Source organism: Paenibacillus sp. CB74 (assembly GCF_055687625.1).
This window is the reverse complement of record NZ_CM146009.1, coordinates 3,957,622-3,981,377: the sequence shown is the minus strand read 5'-3', so window position 1 is coordinate 3,981,377 and position 23,756 is coordinate 3,957,622. Positions and strand designations below refer to the sequence as shown.

Genomic DNA, 23,756 nt, shown 5'->3' with positions numbered 1-23,756 from the left:
ATGTGGCAAAAAATCAAGAAGCGCGAGCCGGGTACAACATCTGCCCGACTCGCGCTTCTATTGCGTTCCACAGGCCTGGCGACATGGCGCCGGGGTGGAACGATCCTATCCAGATTATTGGACAGCGGCGGCATTCTCCAGCGCCTGGCCCACAGGAACATAGGCATGCCCGAGATCCCGGGCAACCGCCTCATACGTGATATGTCCATTCAGCGCATTGACCGCGCTGCGAATGGACGAACTGCCGCGAATCGCGGCGGCTGCACCGTGGTTGGCCAACTGCAGCGCATAAGGCATGGTGGCGTTGGTCAGCGCCACCGTAGACGTACGCGGCACAGCGCCCGGCATGTTCGCCACCGCGTAATGCACGACGCCATGTTTCACATAGGTCGGTTCATCGTGGGTGGTGATATGATCAATGGTCTCAACGATCCCGCCTTGATCAATCGCCACATCCACAATGACCGATCCCGGTGCCATCGTCTTCACCACCTGCTCGCTGACTAGCGTTGGCGCCTTGGCGCCCGGAATCAGCACCGCACAGATCAGCAGATCTGCCGCCGCAACAGCTACCGCAATGTTGGACGGGCTGGATACCAGCGTGTGGATCTGATTGCCGAAGATATCATCCAGCTGGCGCAGTCGATTCAGATTCAGATCGAGGATGGTTACATCCGCTCCAAGGCCAATGGCAATCTTGGCTGCATTTGTACCCACCGTACCGCCGCCAATAATGACCACTTTCCCCCGACTGACACCAGGTACACCGGACAACAGAATGCCCTTGCCACCTTCGGTCTTCTCCAATAGCTGTGCTCCGATCTGGGAGGCCATGCGGCCTGCAACTTCACTCATTGGAGTTAGCAAGGGAAGAGTACTATTAACCTCCAGCGTCTCATAGGCAATGGCTGTTACCCGACTTGCAATAAGCGCTTTTGCAAGCTCAGGTTCCGCTGCGAGGTGCAGGTAGGTGAACAGAATCAGCCCCGGACGAAAATATCCATATTCACTGGCAAGCGGTTCTTTCACTTTGATGATCATATCGGCCTCGGTCCACACGGACTTGGCATCAGGACGAATCTCGGCGCCCGCAGCTTGATATTCATGATCCGTGAATCCGCTGCCGATTCCCGCGCCTTGTTCAATCATCACCTGGTGACCAGCTCTGATGAAATCAGCAGCCCCGGCCGGAGTCATTGCTACACGATTCTCATTGTTTTTGATTTCTTTGGGAATTCCGATTCTCATCACCATGCACCTCGTCCATTTATTGGTTGTTAGCTTATACTACAAGTTTATGACTTGCATATTTGTTTTGCACCAGACTTGATGTCTAATTTTTAGAAATAGTACTCAACATATTGTCGAAAAAGACTATTCAGGACATTTGTCCATGGATTATAATGTAAGAAAAAATAACACGAAGAGGGATCACCATTGCAAAATGATCGCGTGTTTACGATTAAAGATATCCTTGCACGTCCGGTATTCGGCCGAGCGCGACTAGCGGCAGGGAAGGATGGAGTGAACCGTCAGGTTGGCTGGGTTCATGTGCTCGAGATTACGAATGTATCTCCATTTGTAAGCCCCCATGATCTTATTTTATCCACTGGACTGTGGCTTCAATCGGAAGAAGGGCGTGAAGAGTATCTGCTCCAGCTCATTGGAAGTGAGGCAGCGGGGTTATGTGTGGAGTTTGGTACCAGCATACACGGAATCCCGGAAGAACTGATTGAACTGGCGGACAGACACGAGTTTCCGCTGATCGTATTCGAGCAACCAGTTCGTTTTGTCGAGATCACACAGGATATTCACTCTCTGCTCATTAATCATCAACACCAGTTGCTGAAAAGTCTGGAAGCTTATTCAAGACAGCTTCAGCAACGAACATTACAGAGTACGGATATGTCTGCTGTGCTGAATCTGCTGCATGAGTATGCTGCCAAACCGGTAGTGTACATTTCGTCCATGGAGCCGGGCAGTTTTGTGCCCGAACTTGTACCGGAGGTGGAACAGACCATCTACACCTGGTATGAGCAAGAGGTAGAACATCTGGATTTGAATGATTCAGATACCGAATTATGGTTCCATATGGATGAAGAGAAAGTTCTGCTGTGCCATCCGGTCGTCTGCTTCGGCCAGGTTTTTTCTGCTGTAGGCATGATTGTGCATCCGGCAGCTCCAGTGGAATATCTCAAGCTGCTGCTTGACTACACCGCGAAGGCAGCGGCAGCACTCACACTTCGTTCCCAGTTTCTTGAAGAGAAGATGGTCCGCAATCAAAATGAACTGATCCAGGATCTGATGAATGGCAACATCCAGCAGGAGGACCAGGCTCAGACTCGAATGGGGCTTCGATTGCTGGTGAAGGGACAGTACTGGTTCGCAGGTGGGGTCATCGAGATTGAACATCGATTGAAAGGCACAGGCCGGGAGCGAATGGAAGCGAATCATCAGGATGTTCTTGTCCTGCTTCGTTCCCTGCTCAAGAAGAACAATCTGCCTAGCCTGATTATGCTGAAGAACAACCAGGTATATCTGTGTTGTGCCAAGGAAGCGGTATCGGCTGCTGCACGTCATCAACTGCTGCGATTGCTTGAAGGGATTGCCCTGGACGTGAAACGGTTTGCCAGTCGTAACTTGAAGCAGGTTATGATTCATGTGGGAATTGGCAAGTTCCGCAGCCGTTTGACCAGTCTGCCGGAGAGCCTTCAGGAAGCCTATCAGGTCATCGAAGTTTCGAGGTCGGTAGATCAGATGGAACATGTTCACTTTTACGATCGTATGGGTATATATCAAATGTTGAAGGCATTGCCCCAGTCGTTCCTTCAACCCTTTGTTCAAGATCACCTGGGTGTCTTGATTGAACATGACCAAACGCATCACCTGCGATTGGTAGAGACATTGGATGCTTACCTGCAGAACTTTGGTTCCAAACGGGATGCAGCCGCCCAGTTATTTATTCATCGGCAAACGTTGTACAACAGACTGGAGAAGCTGGAAGAACTGATGGGGCCAGATTACATGGATCAAGGGAGAAGAATCTGTCTGGAGATGGCGCTACTGGCACACGCGATGATCGAGAATGGACAGTGGCAATCCTCTTGATGCGGTGAAAGGGATGCAAGACAGACTGTGCATCGATTTTACATTACTTTGTGCACAGTCTAGCAGTTTTTACTAATCCGCCGGGTATGTTGTAATGAAACAGGCAGGCGTTGCAGGGTGGAAGTGGAGCGCCGGCCCCGATAAAGCTTCGTTTGACCAGAAGACGGTGCTAGTGATAATGAAGAGGGAGCAGCCAGGCGATACGGGGGTGATGACCGGTCGGGGCGTCCGTCTGTTTCTGCTTCAATGGCTGCCGCTGAAATGCCGCTTTGGTGCAGCCACTCCTGAAGTCGTATTGGATTGATTCCGAGTTGTCCGCTCAGATTACAGATATCGAGGTTTATTCTCACACAAATCCGCCTTTCCTGGAATATCGGGCTGGTAGTAGGGTTTGAAAGGGAAGCATGAATTCGAGATCAGTAAATGCTCATGTACATGGTAATCGTAACTTGATCGGCGGAATGATCCATTATATTGAGAAGTAGCGCGGAGGGGATTATGTATACCCTGTTAAATGTTCTCCTATCCGCTTTTTTGATAATTCCCTATAAATTGGCTTTTAACAAGATTCTATCACTTCACATGAAGCTGTGCGTCTCAATATAGTCTCAATTTTGTTGAAAAAATAAATACATTAAAAGTACCAGTATCTAGTACGGAGGACATATATGGGAAACAGTAGTGAGGCTCAATATGACGAGTATGTTGAGGATGGCAAACGTTTTGTTGGTCGAATCAAGGAACTGACAACACTGGAACGGTGGTTCAATCATCCAGAAGCCCCATTGACCATATTTTCAATTACCGGCATGGGAGGTATCGGTAAATCTTCATTGCTTTCAGAGATGTTATCTGTCTCTCGGAATCGAGGTGCGACAGCAATCTGGATGGACGGCCGATCATGTGGGGGGACCCCTTCCGTTTTTATGGATTATTTGTCCTCTACATTAGGATTGGAAACATTGGATAGAGAAGGATACCCACGGCCATTGAGTCTGCTGAAAGACACATCAATCGAGAAGCGAATGGTCCTTGCAGTGGATAATTATGAAGAGCTGGCCCTGTTAGAAAGTTGGTTTATGGAAGTATTTGTATCCAAACTTCCGTTAAGAGGCATACTTGTCATTCTTGCATCACGCCCGGAATTGGCATCCACTTGGCGGACACATCCCCGATTGCATCAGCGATTTATACAGATGCGGCTTCAACATTTTACAGTTGATGAGATTACGGAATATATCATGGTGGCAGGCTCTCTGAATCAGGGCATGGCAGGCACCATTACGAGAATGACCGATGGGCATCCACTGGGTCTGGCCTTAGCTGTAGAAGCTGCGGATCAGAGAAGGAATCTTCCGCAATCCGAATGGGCTGAACTGTCGCATATGATCAGTGCTCGATTATTATTGGAACTGACTACACCTCGTCTGCATCCCATGGTGGAGGTGCTGACACTGCTTGAGACAGCCAATCAGGAATTGTTATCATCCGTACTGGATATGACCGTGACACAAGAAGAGTACCACATGCTGAGACAGATGTCGTTTATCCGTTCCGGCCCGGATGGTCTTGCCCTGCATGATATGGCCAGGGTACATCTACTCCGGGACTTTCGTCAACGTGAGCCTCATCGGCTGCAGACCATGCGCATCAAGATTGTGAAATTGCTAAAACCACTGCATGAACAGGCGGGGCCACATGAGCGTCGCCAGATCGCCCGGAAGATGCTGTTGCTCTGTCAGGAATCCATGCTTCAATACCGCAAGTACGCGGATGTATCCCGTGATTCCTTGTTCTCACCTCTGGAAACGATGAGAAGCGAGGATCTGCCAGCTCTGCACAGCCTGTTACAACAATGGTGCGAGTACAGTGTAGAACCATGGCAGGCTGTACCCTATGGCCCCTTCCTGGATGAACTGGCACACCGTTATCCCGAAGGAATCGTATTAATGCGTGACAAGCTTGGGGAGACAATCGCCATGTTCATTACAGTCCTTGTGCATAAGGATAGTAGTGAGCTGCTGTTAAAATATTTTCCGAATGAGATGTATGAATGCTTCACACCACAGGAGCTGGAAAATGACCCAGATCAGAGTGATACGCACTTTGCCTTGCTGGCTGCCGCAAGAGATGATGTGCCTGGTTATACACGGGAAGAACTCGTTGGATACATGACACTGGACCGACTGGCTCTGCTGGGTGATGGTGCGCGAGCGATGCTCGTCGCAACGAATCCTCATCTGAAACTGTTTTTGCAAAGTATTGGATTCCAGATGCGAAGAACAAGCACCCGGGTCTGCGACAGCTTTGAGCATCAGGCGGACGTACTTGAATTGGATTTGCGTAGTGGGCAATTCGGACAGTGGGTCATGTCTCTGCTTGATCCGGAAGCAACAGAGAATCGGATACAGCCGGAAACAACGGATGCAGATGACTCAGTCTGGACTGAACAGGATGTTCGCAAGATGTTGGGATACCTTCGATCTCCTGGAGAATTACATGAATACGCTGGCAGAGTTACAGGAGTAAGGGATGGTATGCAATTACAGCTGTATGTCATGGATTTGTTGGAAGGCAGAGTTCATGGTCTGTCCCCGCAGGATCAGATGCTGTTGTACGCGGCCTACTGGACGCATGCTGGCAATCCAACTGCCGCAGCCCAGACGTGTTCCATGAGTCGGGCGACCTTCTATCGCCATCTTAGAACAGCGCTGACTCGCTTGGTGCGGATTTTGTAGGTAGCTGCCGTTCCATCCAAACCGTAATTACGACAAGAAGAGGCGGGTCATAGACCAAGCCTCTTCATGCGATTATAGAGCGTTGCTCTGGAGATGCCGAGTTGTTTGGCGAGTGTTCGTTTGTTGCCACCTGCTTCTTTCAGACATTGAACCAGAAGTTGCGCCTCATAGGTGTCCAATTTTTGCTGGAAGGTAACAGGGGAGACTGGATCTGAATGCTCTGAATGCTCTAATTCGTCTGCAGCTTCAACAGTTCGAGGTTCTTGTTCGTCTCCCAACTTCTTCGGATGTTGCTGATATTCGCTATTGGCCTGTGGATGGATTCCCGAGGTCAGTTGAACTTCGGACTGCTCATGCACGATGAGGGAGGTGAGGGTGTCAGGCAGATATTCCGGCTTCACCTCGCCATCTGTCGTCAGGATGGTCAAGCGTTCTATCACATTTCGTAATTCACGGACATTGCCTGGCCAATCATACTGGAACAGCAACTTAAACACTTCAGGTGGAACCAGCTCAATATGACGGTTATAGAGCAGAGAGAATTCTTGAAGGAACGTCTGGGTTAATTCATATATATCCTCCTTGCGTACACGAAGTGGAGGGATGACGAGGTTAATGACATTCAGCCGATAGTAGAGATCTTCCCGGAATTGATTGCGTGCAATCATATTCAGCAGATTCTGATTGGTCGCAGCAATAATCCGGCAGTCCGCCTGTTTCATGCGTGTTCCGCCCACGGGGAAATAACTCTTCTCCTGCAACACCCGAAGCAGCTTCACTTGCAATTCCAATGGCATCTCACCGATCTCATCCAGAAAAAGCGTCCCCCCTTCGGCAAGCTCAATCTTGCCCTTTTTGCCTTTGGGATCCGCTCCGGAGAACGCGCCTTTCTCGTAGCCAAAAAGTTCACTTTCAAACAATGAAGCAGGGATTGCTCCGCAGTTAATCGCGATGAATGGTGCAGTCTGCAATTCACGAAGATCATGAATGGCTTTGGCGAATAACTCCTTGCCTGTACCGCTCTCTCCGAGGATCAGTACGGTTGCTGAGGTGGTACTGATCTTGCGAATGGTCTCCAAGCACTGCTGAATGACCGGGCTGCTGCCCTTGATTCTGGCGAATGGATCTGATTCGGGCCGTAGCCGAGCAACGGCTTTCTCCAGATGCTGGACTTTGGAAGTCATATGTAAGAGTTCCTGATGTAATCGGATTTCAGTTGTTATATCCACTTCAGCAGCAACTGCGCCCACAATCTGTCCATCCAGTTGGACAGGACGGGCATTAATTAGAGCGAACAGGTCGGGCCGTGGCTGATGCTGTTTGCGATAGACCGTTTCGCCGGTATACAGCGTCTTGAGAGACTGTAGCCGATCTGGAGGGAAAAAGTCCGCTGCGGGTTGTCCGATGATGTCTTTTTTGCTGATCGAAAAAACATGCTCCGCGCCAGTTGTCCAGTAGGCTACCCTGGCCTCTTCATTAATTAATGTCAGAGCTGAGCCTGCTGTCTCCAGTGTGGTCTCAAAATAAGCTTCTATCAGGCGATGCGCATGCATCATGGCATGCAGGACATCGGATACGGCGATATATCCCACGTATTCGCCCTGATTATTCTTTATTAATAACAGGGGACTCTTAGCAAACAAAGGGATCACTTCCGCAAGTTCGATCGAAGCAGAGACGACAGGCACAGGAAGACGACCATATGATAATGTTCCATTGGGTTGGCTGTACAACCAGGCATATTCTGTATTGCGGCGTACAAAGACAGGTCTGTCCGTACCGATATGGAGTTCTGATGGTATAGACTGAGGTGTGGTTTCGTCATATAGGACTTCATCCAAAATACTCATATCTGTTCGTAACAAAGCATTCAGCTCAGGAAGTAAATGTCTCATCAGGATCACCTCGGTTGCAGCATATACTTATAAAAAATGTAAATGTGAAATTATGTATATTATAACGTTCTGATGAAGCTGTGTATATATTTTTTGACATCAGGTGTGCAGGTTGGGATATTGACTCGATAAATAAAAATTCATTTTTAATTGTATGCGATTACATTGGATCGAAACGAAGATAAGCGTTGATTTTAGCTAGAATCCAAAGCCTCTAAGTGAATTTTATGTTATAAAACATAACGTATATATCTTTGAGAAATAGAGCAGATAGAACGGACTAAATAGGAAAGTTTGTGATTTAACTTTATGAAGAGGTACAGATGTGTCTATTATATTGGACATTTCAATTTGGGGATTCTTATTTTTTAGACATATGAATCAGTTGATATCGTGTAAATTTGAGAATTCAGTATTATAGCTCAAATAACCATGCTTTCCCCAAAAAACAGGAGAGCATGGTTATTTATTTATCGAAACATATTCTTAACGACCATCCAGAGATTAGCCGGTTTTTCGGCCAAACGGCGCGTATAGTACGGATACCACATGGTGCCATAAGGGACGTAACAGCGAATGCGATAGCCTTCTTTGGCGAGACGTTCCTGTTCGCTCATGCGCAGTCCATATAACATCTGAAATTCAAAGGCATCTGGCGAAATTCCACGGTCTTTAGCATATTGTTTTGTCCAGTGGATGATGTGATCATCATGCGAGGCCACCGCAGTGTATACACCCTGATCGAGGTGATTACGAATCATCGTTTTGAATTGATGAATGACTTCAGCGGTATTCTGATAGGCGACTGATCCGGGTTCTTTGTATGCACCTTTAACGAGCCGGAGCCGGATGCCTTCCCGAATCATATCACGCGTATCTTCTTCGGTGCGATGCAGGTAGGCTTGCAAGACTGTGCCCGTATTGTGCAGTCCTTCCGAGTGCAGTCTTCGAACAATATCCAGCGTTGCTTGAGTGAATGGACTATCCTCCATATCAATTCGGACAAATAGATCATGCAATTTGGCTTGTGCGGCAACGGCACGGATATTTCGATAGCCCTCTTCCGGGTCCAGTGCGAGGCCCATCTGGGTTGGTTTCAGTGACACGTTGGAGTCTACACCTTCACGTGCGATGCCTTCTACCAGTCGTATATACTCATCCCTGTATAATGCCGCTTCGCTCAGGCGGGTGATACCTTCGCCCAGATGATCGAGGGTAGCCATTATGCCTTTATTATTGAGTATGCGGATCTCATCGAGAGCTTCTTCCAAGGTGTTTCCTGCAATAAACTTCCCTGCAAGCTTCTTGCCATATTTGATGGACAGGTTCTCTACCGCTTTGTTGCCTGCCACGGTCAATAAGGTCTTGCGATATATTTCCGTTCCTACACTCATTTTCGTTTCCTCCTTCAGCATTGTGCATCATTCGATTCAGGCTCGGTGGAATCATGCTTTTTTTATCCCTTAATAGAAGCAAGAAGCATGCCAGATTTGGCGAGGCTCTACTATTTTTCATGAAAATTTAATAAGAAAAATATTTCAGGTCCAACCGGAGTTGGCACGGATTTTGCTACATATATTTGGTGAAGAGTAACATGCAAAATAATTCAGGCGAGCAGCCAGTGAACCCCACATCCTGAAGGAGGAATCATTGATGAATATCCCTTTTGTTAACGAACCATTCACACCCTTTGCGGTCCAGGCGAACCAGGAAGCATTTGAAGACGCACTTCGTCAGGTAGAAGCTGAACTTGGGCAGGAATACCCGATTATTATTGGTGGGCAAAAAATAACAAGCAGCCGCACGTTAACGTCCGTGAACCCCGCGGCCAAGAATCAAGTCGTCGGAACGATCCATCAGGCAGATCAGGAATTGGCCGAAAAGGCCATTCAGACAGCAGCGGAGACATTCCACACTTGGAAACATACCGATCCGAATGAACGGGCTCGATATCTATACAAAGCAGCTGCCATTATGCGCCGTCGCAAGCATGAATTCTCCGCTTGGATGGTCTATGAAGCCGGCAAAACCTGGCCTGAAGCCGATGCGGATACAGCGGAAGCCATTGATTTTATGGAATTCTATGCACGGGATATGCAGCGACTGAGTGAACCCCAGCCCCTCGTACGGATTGCAGGGGAAGATAATGAACTGAGTTATATACCGCTGGGCGTTGGCATTGTTATTCCACCTTGGAACTTCCCGCTGGCGATTATGGCAGGCATGACCTCTGCTGCACTGGTCTCTGGCAACACGGTGGTATTAAAGCCCGCCAGTACAACTCCGGTAATTGCCGCGAAGTTTATGGAACTGCTCGCAGAAGTTGGCCTGCCGGATGGCGTCGTGAACTTTTTACCAGGACCAGGCAGTGAAGTGGGCGATTATCTCGTGGATCATGCGCTCACTCGGTTTATCAGTTTCACCGGTTCCAGAGATGTAGGACTGCGAATTAATGAACGTGCAGCACGTACAGCTCCAGGCCAGAAATGGATCAAACGGGTCATTGCAGAGATGGGTGGCAAGGATTCCATCGTTGTAGACAGTGACAGTGATCTGGAGCTTGCGGCAGAGTCCATTACCGCTTCGGCATTTGGTTTCTCCGGGCAGAAATGTTCGGCGTGTTCCCGTGCCATTATTCATAAGGATGTATATGATGAAGTATTGCAAAAAGTGATTGAACGGACACAGAAACTGACGATGGGCAGTCCACTTGAAGTTGGCAGTCAGGTTGGACCGGTTATCGATGACAAGGCATATGCGAAGATCACGGAGTATATTGAGATTGGCAAGGGAGAGGGGCGTCTTGTGCACGGTGGCGGTACAGGGAATGTTGAAGGTTATTTCATTGAACCAACCATCATTGCCGATGTGGACCCCCAAGCCCGGATTGCTCAGGATGAGATTTTTGGACCCGTGCTTGCATTCATCAAAGCCGAATCTTTCCAGGACGCATTGGATATCGCCAATAATACCGACTATGGACTGACCGGCGCGGTGATCTCGCGTAATCGTGAACATCTGGAACAGGCCAGACGCGAGTACTTCGCGGGTAATCTGTATTTCAACCGGAAATGTACCGGAGCACTGGTAGGCACGCATCCTTTTGGCGGATTTAACATGTCAGGCACAGATTCCAAGGCAGGTGGAAGAGACTATCTGCTGCTGTTTACACAGGCGAAGCTGGTATCGGAGAAATACTAGACAGGAACTCATAATCGGACGGAATTCCTCTTACAATCGCGTGAATAGTATGCTATTATCCCTGCAAATCCTTTTGTTCGTATAAAAAACAAGCGCTTATTACTCAGCTAGGCATAAGGAGGGAAACGGATGTTAGGTGTTCAGTTGGTGCAGGAACAACGTATTCGGCTGTCCATCACGCCGGAGATGAAACAATCCTTTCATTTGCTAACCATGTCCGGACAGGATCTGAATCGTTACTTGCTGGATGCGGCAGAGGAAAATCCAGTTCTTGAACTGGAAGAACAAGCTGGGCCCCTTGCCCGAATTCCACGGCGATTGAATCAGCGCAGGTATGATTCCTACGATCCGCTGCTTCAGGTCAGAGGTGCCGAGTCTACATTGGAACAATTGCTGATTGCGCAAATTCGAGTGATGACAATTCCAGCCGAATTGGAAAAAACGGCAGTATATTTGGCAGGATGCGTCAATGATGATGGTTATCTGACCGTTGAACTGGCAGAGGTGCAGGTAGCGCTTGAGCAACCGATGAGCAAAATTGCAGCGGGACTAGAGCTGCTCCAATCGCTGGACCCTGCTGGTGTAGGAGCGCGGAATTTGCAGGAATGTCTGTTGCTCCAGATTAGACGTGATTCATCGGCTGCGCTGTATGCGGAGCGGATGGTGGAAGCGGGATTGGAAGCACTGGTTCCTTTTCACCCAGGTAGAACAGGGAGTCGATTAGGTATGACTTCACGGGAAGCTCAGGTTGCCTACGACTATATTACACGTCTCGACCCCAAGCCCTGCCGATCCATCGGATGTACGGAACGACCACATTACATTATTCCAGATGCCATTGTAGGGTTGCGTAACGGTGAGGCCCATTTTAGCCTACATGTGTCAGGTAACCCTCGTGTATCGATGAATGAAGCGTGCATCCGCTGGATCAGGGAAGCGGCGCCAGATGAAATCTGGGCTCACCGCGCCGCAGAAGCGAGGGCGATCATTCGGAGTGTACACCTGCGGCGCAGGACTTTAGTGCGTGTGCTGGCGGCCGTGATGGAAGAGCAAAAGGACTTTTTGGTCAAAGGCCCATCCGCGTTAAAACCGCTTAATCTGGCTATTATTGCAGAGAAGATTGGCATGCATGAATCAACGGTAAGTCGTGCCGTCAGTGGTAAGTACATTCACACGCCATATGGTGTATATGAACTCAGGGCTTTTTTTGCCTCGGGAATCCGTACAGCGTCAGGGAATAAAACATCAGCATCAGTAGTGAAACGAAGATTAAAAGAAATCATTCGTACGGAACAGACACAGCGGCCATACTCGGATAGTCACTTGACTACACTGCTTGCCGAAGAGGGGATTGTCATCTCCCGCAGAACGGTTGCCAAGTACAGGGAGGAACTTCAGATCTTGCCTTCCCTTGAGCGTAAACGATGGGCTTAACCAAATAGCTGGTGTCTTACCATGTCTGAACACAAGAACCCCCGCGAACCGGATGAACGGTCTGCGGGGGTTCTTGTTGCATGATTGGTGTATCGGTTCCTGCGTTAGATTTCCAGAGTTCCTACAAGCGTTCCATATTGCGCAGGAAATGTTCTCCGGCAATTCCTGGCGTGGTCATCTGCTCCGGATGAAGAATCTCTTCCAGTTCTTCCGGAGTCAGCAGTCCACGTTCCAGAATGATCTCTTGCAAGGTAAGTCCAGTTTTGAGCGCTTCCTTCACAATGGAAGCCGCCACATTATAACCTAAGTGTGGGTTCAAAGCCGTAACCACACTGAAACTTTGTTTCATGATTAATTCGCAGCGCTCACGGTTAGCATCCATCTCTTCAACCGCATAACGTGTGAACACATCAATCCCGTTATTCATGATTTTCAGTGATTGTAGCAAGTTAAACGCAATGACCGGGCCCATGACATTCAGCTCGAATTGACCAGCTTCACACGCCATGCAGATGGTATGGTCATTCCCCATCACCTGGAAGGATACCTGGTTAATCACTTCTGCCATTACCGGATTGACTTTGCCCGGCATAATGGACGATCCTGGCTGACGCGGTGGCAGGAGTAGTTCATTGAATCCTGCACGCGGACCTGAGGCCATCATGCGAATGTCGTTACAGATCTTGGACAGACTGACTGCACATACCTTCAGTGCCGCTGAAAGTTCCAGATAGGCATCCGTGTTCTGTGTCGCATCCACGAGATCCTCAGCTGTTTGTAGGGGGAGTCCGGTAACATCAGATAGGTGTTCCGTAACCTTAACGATGTATTCAGGTTTCGCATTAAGCCCTGTACCTACGGCAGTTGCGCCCATGTTAATCGTAAGCAATCGGCGATTGGCGAATTCCAGACGCTCGATATCCCTGCCGATGACACGGGCATAAGCTCCGAATTCTTGTCCAAGGCGAATAGGCACGGCATCCTGAAGATGGGTACGGCCTACTTTGACAACATCGTTGAACTCTTCTTCTTTTTTATGGAACGCTTCCTGCAGTCTCTTCATGGTAGCGAGTAACGTCTCGGACAGTTGATATGCCGCAATACGCAGTGCTGTAGGTACCACGTCATTGGTGGACTGGGACATGTTAACATGGTTGTTCGGATTGCAGTGGAAGTAGTCTCCCTTGCTTTTGGTTAAAAGTTCCAGTCCGCGGTTGGCCAAAATTTCGTTCATATTCATATTCATGGAGGTGCCTGCACCGCCCTGAATGGAGTCTACAATAAAATGATCCAGATGATGGCCTTTCATCATTTCTTCAGCTGCCATGACAATCACTTCGCCGATTTTGCTTGGTAGCATTTTCAGTTCCATATTCGTAATTGCCGCTGCTTTTTTCACCGCAGCCAGAGCTGTGATCAGCTCCCGGTGTACCGGAACGCCGGTAATCGGGAAGTTCTCCACGGCCCGCACCGTCTGAATGCCGTAATAGGCATAAGCCGGAATTTCTTTTTCACCGATAAAATCTTTCTCCGTCCTTGTGGACATAGTAGACATTTCGTTCGCCTCCAGTGGCATCCAATAAATAGGTCAGCTCCGGCAATGCCGAAGCGCACTCAGTATATCATTTAAGCAAAATGGATGCCAATCTAAATCATTTAGCCTCTTGTGCCGATAATAAATAAAATTAAAGATGTTAAATGGAATATTATTCAATTTTATGAGAAAAGGAGGGCGGCTAAGCTTGTCTTATATATTATGCGCTTCATGATAGAGAAGTCATGCATAAACGGTAAATATGGGGCGGATAGAACGTTTTCAGTGATGTATATCACATGAAATTTGGTACATGATTGGTAAAATAGGAAAAAAGGACTACGGGGTGTAAACATGAAATGGACTTTAGGCGCAAAGACAGTCGCAGGTTTGGTACTAATCTCAATTATTACGTACGGAACTAGCGGCTTTTTTATATTTTTTGTCAAAGACTGGGTTACGTTAGATATTCCGAATTGGGTATACATATCGATTATCCTGATCATGGGGGTATGTTGGAACGGAATTCTCGGGTGGTTTGCCTCTCGCTGGCTGACTCGTCCGATTGTTCATCTGTCTCGTGCGGCGCAACAGGTCTCATCTGGTGACCTGACAACGGAGATTCCGCAGCGGCGTACACAGGATGAACTTACTGTATTATATGATGCTTTTCGTGTAATGGTCTCTAATCTCAGAAGTATTGTGAACGATATTTCGGACAGTACACGAACTACATCACAGAATGCGCAGTCGCTTAGTGAAGCGATTACCCAAGCTGCGGAGCAGATCGAGATGATGTCAGAAGCGGTGGATCATATTGCGGTAGGTGTAGAAGAGCAGAAGGTTACTTCCCATCAATCCCTGATCACGGCGGATGAGATGCTGAACGATTTCCAGCGTATGCATAGCCAGTCCATGGACATGACAGAGATGTCCGGTCAGATGGAACGATCGGTGGATCATACGAAACAGACATTCTCATCGCTGATGAAAGGCATGGACGAGCTGGCCGAGTCGCACAATCGTTCCCGCGACATAATGCTACTATTGGAGAAGGAAGCCTCTGATATCGAGGTAATTACCCAGTCTGTCAAAAATATTGCTGAGGAAACAGGATTACTTGCCTTGAATGCTTCCATTGAGGCTGCACGAGCTGGCGAAGAAGGATCTGGTTTTGCAGTCGTGGCGCAGCAGATTCGTAAGCTGGCAGACGAGAGTAAGGAATCGGTCCATCGGATTAATGAGCTAATTAGTCGTGTGCAGCAGCGAATCAGGGAGACAGCACAACTGTCTCATGAGCAGCATGGTCTTGTGGTTAATGAATCGGAGCGGACCATCTCTGTGGATCAGACGTTGCATGAACTGACAGGCACGGTGGAAGTATTTATGAAGGGCGCGCATGATATCGGTTCCAAGATCGCAGAACAGACTGGCCGCGTGGAGCAAACGCATGGTCATGTGAAGAAGATCCAGGGGAAAGCCGGATCGTTTTCGGATGAGGCGAGACGAATCATGGATGCCGCACACGAAGAGACAGCCATCATGGAGGAGATTTCTTCCTCGGCTGAAGAACTGAGACAATTAACCGATCGGTTATTGGACAAAACCAAAGCATTCCGGATGCAGCCTTAAGCTGTGTTCGGGATTTTTTTTGCTTTTTGAGAACAGTTTTGGCATAATAATTTGCTTATTCTGGTTAAAGCCGAACGTTCTTTCGTGAAAACAGAAATTTGTAAAGATTATTTTATGAAAGATTAACAAATTCGCAACTTGCGGGCGATAAATGAAGATATAATAGGATTATCACAACAGATAAAGGAGCCCAGTATATTGAAAACTTGGACAGGTATCCTGCTGATGATTATTTTGGCGGTAGCTACGATTAGTACAACTTCGGCTGCCAGAACCATGAATGAATCGCAAAAACAGCTTAATATAGATGATCAATCCAGCCAGACCGCAGCGGTCGAGGCTTCCAATATAGATAAATTGCATGACACAGCGAAGACAACACAGGAATCAACCCCGGTGAAAGAGGAATACGTTTCGGTAGCTCCAGAGAATGAGAATGTCAGATTATACCCTATGAAAGTTGAGGGTTCGGGATATATATATAACGGAATGATTTTGGAAGTGGACGGCAAGACAAGAGAATTTAGTGATTGGCAAGGAGAAGGCGGGTCTTACAAACCCGAAGTGCACGAGCTGGATCTGAATGGAGACGGACAGAAAGAGATCGTTGTTCTGTACACGGAAGGGCATGGAACAGGTATTTATTTGGGACAAGCACGTATCATTAATCCGGTAACGCTCGAAGAGATGAAGATGCAATCTCTGGATGAGATTGCGAAACAGCATGTGAAGTCAAAAGTTACGGTTCGATCAGACCGTGTGGATGTGGATGTCGCCGTTGATGGCGTTCAAGCAGAACCTTTACGGATCGAGGAAGATACGAGTGGCGGCGTTTATAACAAAGAGTTGGGATTCGGTGGAGTAACCTATTACAGTGTGGAGGATGGCCGACTTGTCGTATCAGCAGCAGGATCTTATGGTGCGGCTTTATATGCGGGTGATCTGACATTCGCTTACGCCTATCAAGATGGTGAGTGGAAGGCGGTAGATTTGAAATACAGCATGGAAGTATATGAAGAAGAATATTATGAATCCTTTGATTGATAACATCGTGTTGATAACGTAGTGCAGCGGGAATTTGGAAGTTCTCGAATGTGAAATGTAGTGAGCGTCTGAACAGAATATCCCTTATCTGCGTTTGCAGACAGTGGGAAACAGGGCGAGGCTGAAAAAAATTGGGACATACTGCCTCGTTTTTGTGCTGCCTACAGATAGGAACTTTGTACTAAAAATGCAGTAAACAATTGACATTATCACTTTAGTGGTTTAAATGTATAAAGGACAAATCATTTTAACGTTCAGGAGGGATTTTGATGAAGAAGAAGGTTGTACTAGGTTTGATGGTAGGCACATTAACGCTTGGGATCGGGACGGGTGCGCTCGCAGCAACAGGGTTGGAGCAGATTAAAGCCTATCTAAACAGCAAGATTACGCTAAAAATGGATGGTGCCACGGTGACAGCCAAAGATGCCAATGGTAAAACGGTGTTGCCTATCACTTACAACGGAACAACTTATTTGCCTGTGCGTGCTGTGGGATCATTGCTTGGGACAGAGATCACGTATGACAGTGCAACTTCATCCGTCCTGATTGGCGGAACAAATGGATCTGCGCCCGTAACGAGCGGAAAAGTAACGCTGAGTGCACTTGGAACATCCGTACTGGGATCTACCGCTTGGCACACCAAAGATCCTAAGGATACCACATATAAAGGCAAGGATTACAAGGATGTTTATCTGCATAATGATCCTAAGAAACAGGGGGATGATATCCAGATTAATACGGATAAAAAGTATTCTTCTCTACACTTGGAACTTGCCGCGCTAACAGGAAATCAGGAGATTCATATCTATGATCAGGATCTCGCGACACTCAAAAAGTTCAATATCACTCCAGAAAGCGGTATGATGAGTCTGGATGTGGATGTTAAAGGTACAGACGCTGTCTATGTAGAGATTGTATCTGAAGATCCGGGTTCGGCTCTGTTTGTACCGCTCACAACATCGTATCTGACGAAGTAAAACACAATCTGCAAGTTTGCCACCTTACAGAAGGGGCAAGGCAAGCATACACAGAAAAAACGATGATTCACTAGGCAATCCCTGAACCGTATCCGGTATTCAGAGTTGCCTGGTGAACATCGTTTTTATTTTCGATTCAAGCCGGATTGTACAGCTTAAGCGCGATTAACGAATGACGGTATCCAGTGGTTTCAGATTCGCTTCAATCTCAGCGCGGCGTCCTTCGAGGAATGGAGGCAGCGCCAATGATTCTCCCAGATGCTCCATTTCTTCGTCTGTATCAAATCCCGGACCATCGGTTGCAAGCTCGAACAGAATCCCGTTTGCTTCACGGAAATACAGGGAGCGGAAGTAGAAACGATCTACAAAACCGGAGTTAGGGAATTGGAAGTTATGAACCCGTTCCACCCATTGTTTCAGTTCTTCTTCATTGTCCACGCGGAATGCAACATGGTGTACGCTGCCACGTCCTGGACGTTCTTGGGCAAGGTCATTACGTTCCTCAACATGCACCTCGGAGCCGCTACCACCCTCACCGGATTCAAAAACGAGTACATCAGGCTGACCAGGAGTGAAGGCAGGATAACTTCCTTTCGCTCTGAAACCAAGCAGTTCGGTCAGAACCGGAGCGGTAAGGGAAGCATCTTTTACCGTAAGATGGATGGGACCAAGACCTAAAATGCCATATTCGGCAGGCACCGGACTCTGATCCCATGGTTTACCCCCAGCAACACCTGCATTGTTTTCATCCGAGACCAGAATCAGACGTTGTCCTTCAAAGTCTGTGAACGAGAGCGTGGCACGACCACCGCGTTCAACAATCTCTCCATGCGGGACTTCGAATTCGTCAAAACGTTGCTGCCAGTACGTAAGTGCCGCATCATTTGGAACGCGCAGTGATGTTGCCGAGATGCTGTTCACACCTTCACGCGTCTGTCCAGCCATCGGAATCTCGAAGAAGGTAAGTTCTGTACCTGGATTGCCTTTCTCATCGCCATAGAAGAGATGGTAGACGGACACGTCATCCTGGTTGACTGTTTTTTTTATCAGGCGCAGACCCATGACATTGGTGTAGAAACGATAGTTCTGATCGGCATGTGCTGTTAGCGCGGATACGTGGTGAAGTCCTTTGATTTGCATAATAATTCCTCCTAGTTCAATTGAACAAATTTTGAGTTTATTTAAAATGATTTCCGTTTAAGAAAGTTACTAACTTTTCGTTTGTTTTGGTTCTGGATTTATCTTAACATAAAGATATTTAAATTACAATGCTTATTTAGAATTCCAACTGGACAGCTCTTTCATTCAATGGCAAAATGAAAAAGTTAATATTAAAGAGAGATAATGTAGCTGAGATGTTTGCAAAGGAGAGAAGAGATGCATGGCGTATCCACCACCGCTGGACCCTTATGATGCAGAGCCGTTTATCCTGTTCTCCACTTCACATATCGTTACCATTAGCTTAATTGCATTAATTATTATGCTATTGTTTTTGCTTCGACACCGTCTTCGATCTTGGTCAGAAGGGGCCCGCCGCAAACTGCGGATTGTTCTGGCCTGTATCATGTTTACCTGTGAAATCGTGCTTCAACTCTGGTATGTGTACGGTGACGTATGGAGCCTGCAGACATCACTGCCACTCGAATTATGCAGTGTGTCTCTGCTATTATCGGCATTGTTACTACTGACACGCAGTCGACTGTTACATTCTGCGCTGCTGTTTGCAGGCATTGCTGGAGCCCTTATGGCGATCCTGACTCCTAATCTGGGTTATGCTTATGCGCATTTTCGATTCATTCAATTTTTCGTCGCTCATGCCTGTATCATTCTGGCTTTACTCTACATGACCTGGGTGGAGCAGCTGCGACCTAGCTGGAGATCTGTAGCAGGTTCCATGATATTTGTGAATGTGGCAGCACTCATTGTATACGTTGTAGATGTTTTGCTTGACGCAAATTACATGTTTTTGAGATACAAGCCGAGTACACCCTCAGTGCTTGATATGTTAGGTCCGTATCCCATGTACATCCTTGGGGAAGAGATGCTTGCGCTAGTCTTGTTCTCGCTGATGTACGTCTTGTTCTTTGCCATTCCAGACCGAATGAAGGATCGTGTGAAAAAGAATAAAAGCTCCGCGATATAGGGATAATCCTTGTAGTTGCATCTGCACCGAATTATAAACTTCCTCTAAATGAAATATCCCGCAGTAATCTGACCGGATCAGATCGCTTGCGGGATATTTGGGCGTTGTCCCTGTATTGGGCCAACGTATATGGATATGTTTATCCACGGAGCAGAGATTCCGCACCATCCACGTAGATTCGTGAACCTGTAACATGAGAGGCTTCATCAGAAGCAAGGAACAGAACGAGGTTAGCTACTTGCTTCGACGTTCCAGGTTCGCCCTTAAGCGGATGTTCATGACCCTCAGGGAATTCAACTGGAATCTGTACTTCTTTCAGATCATCGGACGGGTAGGTGTTATCATCAATGTTGGTATCGATGGCACCTGGGCAGACGGCATTAACACGGATCTTATAACGAGCCAGCTCCAATGCAGCCATCTTCGTAAATGCAGTTTGTCCTGCTTTGCTGGAAGCGTATGCAGAGAATCCGATTCCTGAGAAAACCCGGTTACCGTTGATGGAACTGGTGATTATGATGCTGCCACCATGTTCTTTCAGATGAGGGATGGCATATTTGACGGTTGCGAAGGTTCCGCGCATGTTGATCTCCATCGTCTGGTCCCAGTCCTCCATTTCCATCGTTTCAATCGGAGCCATCGTTCCGTTGATGCCGGCATTCGCAAATATGATATCCAGCTTGCCCGCTTCAGCCGCAGCCTGATTGATCGCCTTCTGCACTTGGTCCGGTTTGGAGATATCACATTCGATCACATACGCTTCTCCGCCAGCCTTTTCAATCGTCTGCTTGGTTTCCTCTGCAGTTTCCGGTGTACGATCCAGCATGTATACTTTGGCTCCATGCTCGGCGAATCGAATGGCGGTAGCTTGCCCAATACCCGACCCACCTCCAGTTACTATTGCAACTTTGCCTTCCAAACGTTGTTCAGTCATCTCTGATCCCTCCATGAGTTAGATTATCGTTGTACCTTCTACTTCTACATACCCGGCTCAAGACTGGTGAATCAATATGTGTCCATATCAAAAAAACAGGACCGCAACGCGGCCCTGTCCTGTGAGCAGATCGGCTTCATGATCTGTCGGCTTGCAATATTATTTTGGCATGTGGAAGGTAGTAGACACCCTCAGATCATGCCCTGGCTTACTTATGTTTCTTCCAGTCCATCGCGCTGTTATTCAGCAGATATTCGAAGTCGTTATCCCGGCGCTTCTGTTCCGCTTGGCGAGCTTCTTCTGCTTGCTGGCGTTCCTTCTCTTTAAGTGCAGCCTCGGCAGCCTTCGCCTCATCTGCCTGAGCTTTCAGCTTCTCCAGCACATCACTGCTAAGCAGATCTTTCAGTGTTGTGGGTTTATCCTGTGCTACTGCGGCTTTGGGAGCAGGAGTGCGTTTCTTGGATTTTGCCATAGGAAAATCTCCTTTCCAAACATGAATCAGGTTCCATTTATCGTACAGTAGTCATAGTATATCAGGTTCCCGTAAAGCATTCCATGAATCTGCGGAACAAAAGCAGGAAAATGAGGGTTGCGTGGCGAATGAATTCGGGTATAAAATCATATACTATTACCGATACTGCGACTATTCCCTGGAGAAAGGAGTCGTTGTTCGTGGAAGTAAACCGTGGTTTACTGAAAGGGCTTGCATGGGGTGTTGCCTTTAGCTGCCCGTTATGGATTGCGATTATCGGCTGGTTACGTTTGATGGGATGGATGTATTGAGGATGATGCCGGAAGAGGTCATTTTATATAAAGTCATATATGTAACCGCTATCATTAATATTATTAAATAAAGCTCTGCCTTGTGACATTCGCACAGGACAGAGCTTTTGTTTGTTTAGATTTCATTAACAAGTCATAACCATGGATTATCATCCGTTTGGCAAGGATGTAAATTAAGGCATTTTTACCGGTTCTGGATATTCCAGACCGTGGGTATCTACCGTAACTTTTTTCATAACTTGATCCTTAACGGGTTTGTCAGCTTCACCTATTTCCTGAGCTGCAATTCCATCAACAACTTCCATGCCTTCAGTAACTTTGCCAAAGGTGGCATATGAATTATCCAGGTAATCCGCATCTGCTAACATGATGAAAAATTGGGAGCCTGCAGAATCCAGATTATCCGATTTACGTGCCATCGAAATGATTCCCCGAGTATGATTCAGGTGATTTTTGTGACCATTGGAAGTGAACTCCCCTTTGATTGTATAACCTGGGCCGCCCGAACCGTTGCCCTCTGGATCTCCACCCTGAATCATGAAGCCCGGAATGACCCGGTGAAAGATCAGGCCGTCATAGAACCCTTTATTCGCAAGGGAGATGAAGTTATACACTGTGTTGGGCGCAATCTCCGGATAGAGCTCAATAACGATCTTTTGACCATCCTGCATCTCAATGGTTGCCACAGGGTTTGGACCTTCAGGTGCGGCTGGCACCGGCGTTTGCTCGGCACTGGACGCAGGGCGCCCGCAACCACTAATGACGATAAGCAGCATCGCAAGAACGAGCGATACTGCGGTTGTTTTTTTCCACCGTAAAGACATGAAAACGTTCCTCCTTGCATCTCTGCATGATATATTTTCTCCAAATCGTATTTGGATATTTACCCAACTATCATACCGTTTTTGTGGACAGAATGGCAATGTAATACGTGTAGTTGTGGTGAACAAGGGATGGCCTTCATGGAATGTTGGGTGTAAAATAAGGAAAATGCTTCCGCATCGGGGACGTACGGGTCTGTTCCGTCCGCTCCAATATACGGCAGTCCCGGCGTCAGTAACGGAAAGGGCGTGCGGGTATATGAACTTCTCGTGGAAGCGAAATCTCATCATATTGTGGATTGGTGTATTTTTTTGCAGCACGGCGTATTCGATCTCAATTCCATTTCTACCCCTGTTTCTAAGTGCTGACTTGGGGATTCGTGATCACCTGGAGTTATGGTCGGGACTTGCCTTCGGCATTACGTTTCTCGCGAGTGCGCTCGTGTCTCCGTTCTGGGGTTCGCTGGCTGATAAATACGGGCGCAAACCTATGCTCATCCGGTCAGGATACAGCCTTGCCGTCTTGTATCTTATCAATTATTTCGTGCAGGACCCCTATTCGCTAATTGTTGTTCGATTGTTTCAGGGTCTGCTTGCAGGGTTTGTTCCAGCAGCAATTGCCCTGGTAGGCACCAATACACCTGAGGAGAAGACCGGTTATGCACTGGGTATTATGTCTACTGCTGGAGCCACTGGCGGTATTATTGGACCGTTAATTGGTGGCGTGGTGAGTCACTATTACGGCAACCGGAATGCATTTTTGTTTTCGGCAATTGTTGTATTGGTATCAGCTATTATTGCAACCTTTTGGGTAAAAGAAGAGAACTTCAACCGAAATAAAGCTCGTTCCCATGTCATGGATGACATTCGTGAAGCGAGAGCGAATCGTGTGTTTATGACGGTGCTTGGCATGATGGGCATATGTACATTCTCCGTTATGATTCTGGAGCCCCTTTTGACGGTCTATGTGATGGAAATGGGCGTTCAGCCTGATCGTGCCTCACTTAGCTCAGGTATTATTTTCTCGGCGGTGGGGGTAGCAACAGTTATTATGGCACCGCGTTGGGGCAAGATTGGTACAAGGATCGGATACGGTAAAGTGCTGATCATTGGACTGGTTGGCGGGGCTGTAGGCAATCTTCTACAGTTCTTTACAACAGGTTATATCGCATTTGGCATTTTGCGATTCGTGTATGGTCTATTCTTTGCAGCTGTATTTCCGGCCATTAACGCCATGATTGTGCAGGCTACCGCATCAAGTTTCAGGGGAAGGGCTTTTAGTCTGAACCAGTCCGCTGCCCAGATCGGGACGATGGCGGGACCAATTATTGGTGGCGTTCTCGGTGGCTGGTTGCCAATACGCTGGATATTTATCATTAATGGACTTGCACTGATCATCACTGCGATTGTAGCGAAGTGGTCGGGATTGGATCACAAACTGCCTGGAACAGGCAAGATCTCCGCTAAGCGGTGACCGCTGGAGCAGCCATTAAAAACGGAAATCCTCGAAGT

At 47.6% G+C, this 23,756-nt stretch carries 18 protein-coding genes; 10 read left to right on the top strand and 8 right to left on the bottom strand.

The window, feature by feature from the left end:
• Positions 1–114: 114 nt before the first annotated feature.
• Positions 115–1,248, bottom strand: coding sequence for an alanine dehydrogenase (gene ald, locus ACX9NY_RS17745; RefSeq protein ID WP_472474090.1), 1,134 nt, complete (start codon positions 1,246–1,248; stop codon positions 115–117).
• Between the two features lie 189 nt (positions 1,249–1,437).
• Between ald and ACX9NY_RS17740 the strand changes: the two genes are divergently transcribed.
• The 3 genes from ACX9NY_RS17740 (at position 1,438) to ACX9NY_RS17730 (ending at position 5,846) form a co-directional block, all read left to right on the top strand.
• Entirely contained in the window at positions 1,438–3,108 is a 1,671-nt protein-coding gene (locus ACX9NY_RS17740; RefSeq protein WP_339240111.1) for a PucR family transcriptional regulator, read from the top strand.
• A gap of 172 nt (positions 3,109–3,280) precedes the next feature.
• Complete coding sequence (locus ACX9NY_RS17735; protein WP_339240112.1) at positions 3,281–3,412, top strand: hypothetical protein; 132 nt, start codon at positions 3,281–3,283, stop codon at positions 3,410–3,412.
• Positions 3,413–3,776: 364 nt separating this feature from the next.
• The gene (locus tag ACX9NY_RS17730; RefSeq protein WP_472474087.1) at positions 3,777–5,846 is read left to right on the top strand and encodes an ATP-binding protein; all 2,070 of its coding nucleotides are present in this window, start codon (positions 3,777–3,779) and stop codon (positions 5,844–5,846) included.
• A 47-nt stretch (positions 5,847–5,893) separates the two neighbouring features.
• On the opposite strand, the gene ACX9NY_RS17725 is transcribed toward ACX9NY_RS17730, so the two are convergent.
• The gene (locus ACX9NY_RS17725; RefSeq protein ID WP_472474085.1) at positions 5,894–7,741 is read right to left on the bottom strand and encodes a sigma-54 interaction domain-containing protein; all 1,848 of its coding nucleotides are present in this window, start codon (positions 7,739–7,741) and stop codon (positions 5,894–5,896) included.
• 470 nt (positions 7,742–8,211) lie between these two features.
• Positions 8,212–9,135, bottom strand: coding sequence for a proline dehydrogenase family protein (locus ACX9NY_RS17720; protein WP_339259266.1), 924 nt, complete (start codon positions 9,133–9,135; stop codon positions 8,212–8,214).
• A gap of 259 nt (positions 9,136–9,394) precedes the next feature.
• On the opposite strand from ACX9NY_RS17720, the gene pruA reads away from it, so the two are divergent.
• Together pruA and rpoN are read left to right on the top strand one after the other, a co-directional pair.
• On the top strand, positions 9,395–10,942 hold the full coding sequence (gene pruA, locus ACX9NY_RS17715) for an L-glutamate gamma-semialdehyde dehydrogenase (protein WP_339303722.1): 1,548 nt from the start codon (positions 9,395–9,397) through the stop codon (positions 10,940–10,942).
• Between the two features lie 129 nt (positions 10,943–11,071).
• Positions 11,072–12,376 carry an RNA polymerase factor sigma-54 gene (gene rpoN / locus ACX9NY_RS17710; RefSeq protein ID WP_472474083.1) on the top strand — a complete coding sequence of 435 codons (1,305 nt, stop codon included), beginning with the start codon at positions 11,072–11,074 and terminating at the stop codon, positions 12,374–12,376.
• A 121-nt stretch (positions 12,377–12,497) separates the two neighbouring features.
• Here the strand turns inward: rpoN and ACX9NY_RS17705 are convergent, their stop codons facing one another.
• Positions 12,498–13,931: an aspartate ammonia-lyase gene (locus tag ACX9NY_RS17705; RefSeq protein ID WP_339240121.1), complete on the bottom strand. Its 1,434-nt coding sequence runs from the start codon at positions 13,929–13,931 to the stop codon at positions 12,498–12,500.
• Between the two features lie 333 nt (positions 13,932–14,264).
• On the opposite strand from ACX9NY_RS17705, the gene ACX9NY_RS17700 reads away from it, so the two are divergent.
• From ACX9NY_RS17700 to ACX9NY_RS17690, 3 genes are all read left to right on the top strand, one after another.
• Positions 14,265–15,542, top strand: a complete 1,278-nt coding sequence (locus tag ACX9NY_RS17700) for a methyl-accepting chemotaxis protein (protein ID WP_339240122.1) — start codon at positions 14,265–14,267, stop codon at positions 15,540–15,542.
• A gap of 198 nt (positions 15,543–15,740) precedes the next feature.
• Positions 15,741–16,586, top strand: coding sequence for a hypothetical protein (locus ACX9NY_RS17695; RefSeq protein ID WP_339259272.1), 846 nt, complete (start codon positions 15,741–15,743; stop codon positions 16,584–16,586).
• A 269-nt stretch (positions 16,587–16,855) separates the two neighbouring features.
• Positions 16,856–17,563, top strand: a complete 708-nt coding sequence (locus ACX9NY_RS17690; RefSeq protein ID WP_339240124.1) for a stalk domain-containing protein — start codon at positions 16,856–16,858, stop codon at positions 17,561–17,563.
• Positions 17,564–17,728: 165 nt separating this feature from the next.
• Here ACX9NY_RS17690 and ACX9NY_RS17685 read toward each other — a convergent pair whose 3' ends face one another.
• Entirely contained in the window at positions 17,729–18,703 is a 975-nt protein-coding gene (locus tag ACX9NY_RS17685; RefSeq protein ID WP_472474080.1) for a ring-cleaving dioxygenase, read from the bottom strand.
• 241 nt (positions 18,704–18,944) lie between these two features.
• Here ACX9NY_RS17685 and ACX9NY_RS17680 point away from each other — a divergent pair, with 241 nt between their 5' ends.
• Entirely contained in the window at positions 18,945–19,706 is a 762-nt protein-coding gene (locus ACX9NY_RS17680; RefSeq protein WP_472474078.1) for a YwaF family protein, read from the top strand.
• A gap of 139 nt (positions 19,707–19,845) precedes the next feature.
• Here the strand turns inward: ACX9NY_RS17680 and ACX9NY_RS17675 are convergent, their stop codons facing one another.
• The 3 genes from ACX9NY_RS17675 to ACX9NY_RS17665 form a co-directional block, all read right to left on the bottom strand.
• Positions 19,846–20,640: an SDR family oxidoreductase gene (locus ACX9NY_RS17675; RefSeq protein WP_472474076.1), complete on the bottom strand. Its 795-nt coding sequence runs from the start codon at positions 20,638–20,640 to the stop codon at positions 19,846–19,848.
• A gap of 208 nt (positions 20,641–20,848) precedes the next feature.
• On the bottom strand, positions 20,849–21,112 hold the full coding sequence (locus tag ACX9NY_RS17670; protein WP_339240130.1) for a YqkE family protein: 264 nt from the start codon (positions 21,110–21,112) through the stop codon (positions 20,849–20,851).
• Between the two features lie 484 nt (positions 21,113–21,596).
• The gene (locus ACX9NY_RS17665) at positions 21,597–22,247 is read right to left on the bottom strand and encodes a peptidylprolyl isomerase (RefSeq protein WP_472474074.1); all 651 of its coding nucleotides are present in this window, start codon (positions 22,245–22,247) and stop codon (positions 21,597–21,599) included.
• Positions 22,248–22,503: 256 nt separating this feature from the next.
• Here ACX9NY_RS17665 and ACX9NY_RS17660 point away from each other — a divergent pair, with 256 nt between their 5' ends.
• Positions 22,504–23,718, top strand: a complete 1,215-nt coding sequence (locus ACX9NY_RS17660; RefSeq protein WP_472479339.1) for an MFS transporter — start codon at positions 22,504–22,506, stop codon at positions 23,716–23,718.
• The last annotated feature ends 38 nt before the right edge of the window (positions 23,719–23,756 follow it).

Excerpts from the sequence above, each read along its gene's own strand:
- ald (WP_472474090.1), bottom strand. The coding sequence starts at position 1,248 with ATGAGAATCGGAATTCCCAAAGAAATCAAAAACAATGAGAATCGTGTA.
- ACX9NY_RS17730 (WP_472474087.1), top strand. The coding sequence starts at position 3,777 with ATGGGAAACAGTAGTGAGGCTCAATATGACGAGTATGTTGAGGATGGC.
- ACX9NY_RS17725 (WP_472474085.1), bottom strand. The coding sequence starts at position 7,741 with ATGAGACATTTACTTCCTGAGCTGAATGCTTTGTTACGAACAGATATG.
- ACX9NY_RS17720 (WP_339259266.1), bottom strand. The coding sequence starts at position 9,135 with ATGAGTGTAGGAACGGAAATATATCGCAAGACCTTATTGACCGTGGCA.
- pruA (WP_339303722.1), top strand. The coding sequence starts at position 9,395 with ATGAATATCCCTTTTGTTAACGAACCATTCACACCCTTTGCGGTCCAG.
- rpoN (WP_472474083.1), top strand. The coding sequence starts at position 11,072 with ATGTTAGGTGTTCAGTTGGTGCAGGAACAACGTATTCGGCTGTCCATC.
- ACX9NY_RS17705 (WP_339240121.1), bottom strand. The coding sequence starts at position 13,931 with ATGTCTACTATGTCCACAAGGACGGAGAAAGATTTTATCGGTGAAAAA.
- ACX9NY_RS17700 (WP_339240122.1), top strand. The coding sequence starts at position 14,265 with ATGAAATGGACTTTAGGCGCAAAGACAGTCGCAGGTTTGGTACTAATC.
- ACX9NY_RS17690 (WP_339240124.1), top strand. The coding sequence starts at position 16,856 with ATGAAGAAGAAGGTTGTACTAGGTTTGATGGTAGGCACATTAACGCTT.
- ACX9NY_RS17685 (WP_472474080.1), bottom strand. The coding sequence starts at position 18,703 with ATGCAAATCAAAGGACTTCACCACGTATCCGCGCTAACAGCACATGCC.
- ACX9NY_RS17680 (WP_472474078.1), top strand. The coding sequence starts at position 18,945 with ATGGCGTATCCACCACCGCTGGACCCTTATGATGCAGAGCCGTTTATC.
- ACX9NY_RS17675 (WP_472474076.1), bottom strand. The coding sequence starts at position 20,640 with ATGACTGAACAACGTTTGGAAGGCAAAGTTGCAATAGTAACTGGAGGT.
- ACX9NY_RS17670 (WP_339240130.1), bottom strand. The coding sequence starts at position 21,112 with ATGGCAAAATCCAAGAAACGCACTCCTGCTCCCAAAGCCGCAGTAGCA.
- ACX9NY_RS17665 (WP_472474074.1), bottom strand. The coding sequence starts at position 22,247 with ATGTCTTTACGGTGGAAAAAAACAACCGCAGTATCGCTCGTTCTTGCG.
- ACX9NY_RS17660 (WP_472479339.1), top strand. The coding sequence starts at position 22,504 with ATGAACTTCTCGTGGAAGCGAAATCTCATCATATTGTGGATTGGTGTA.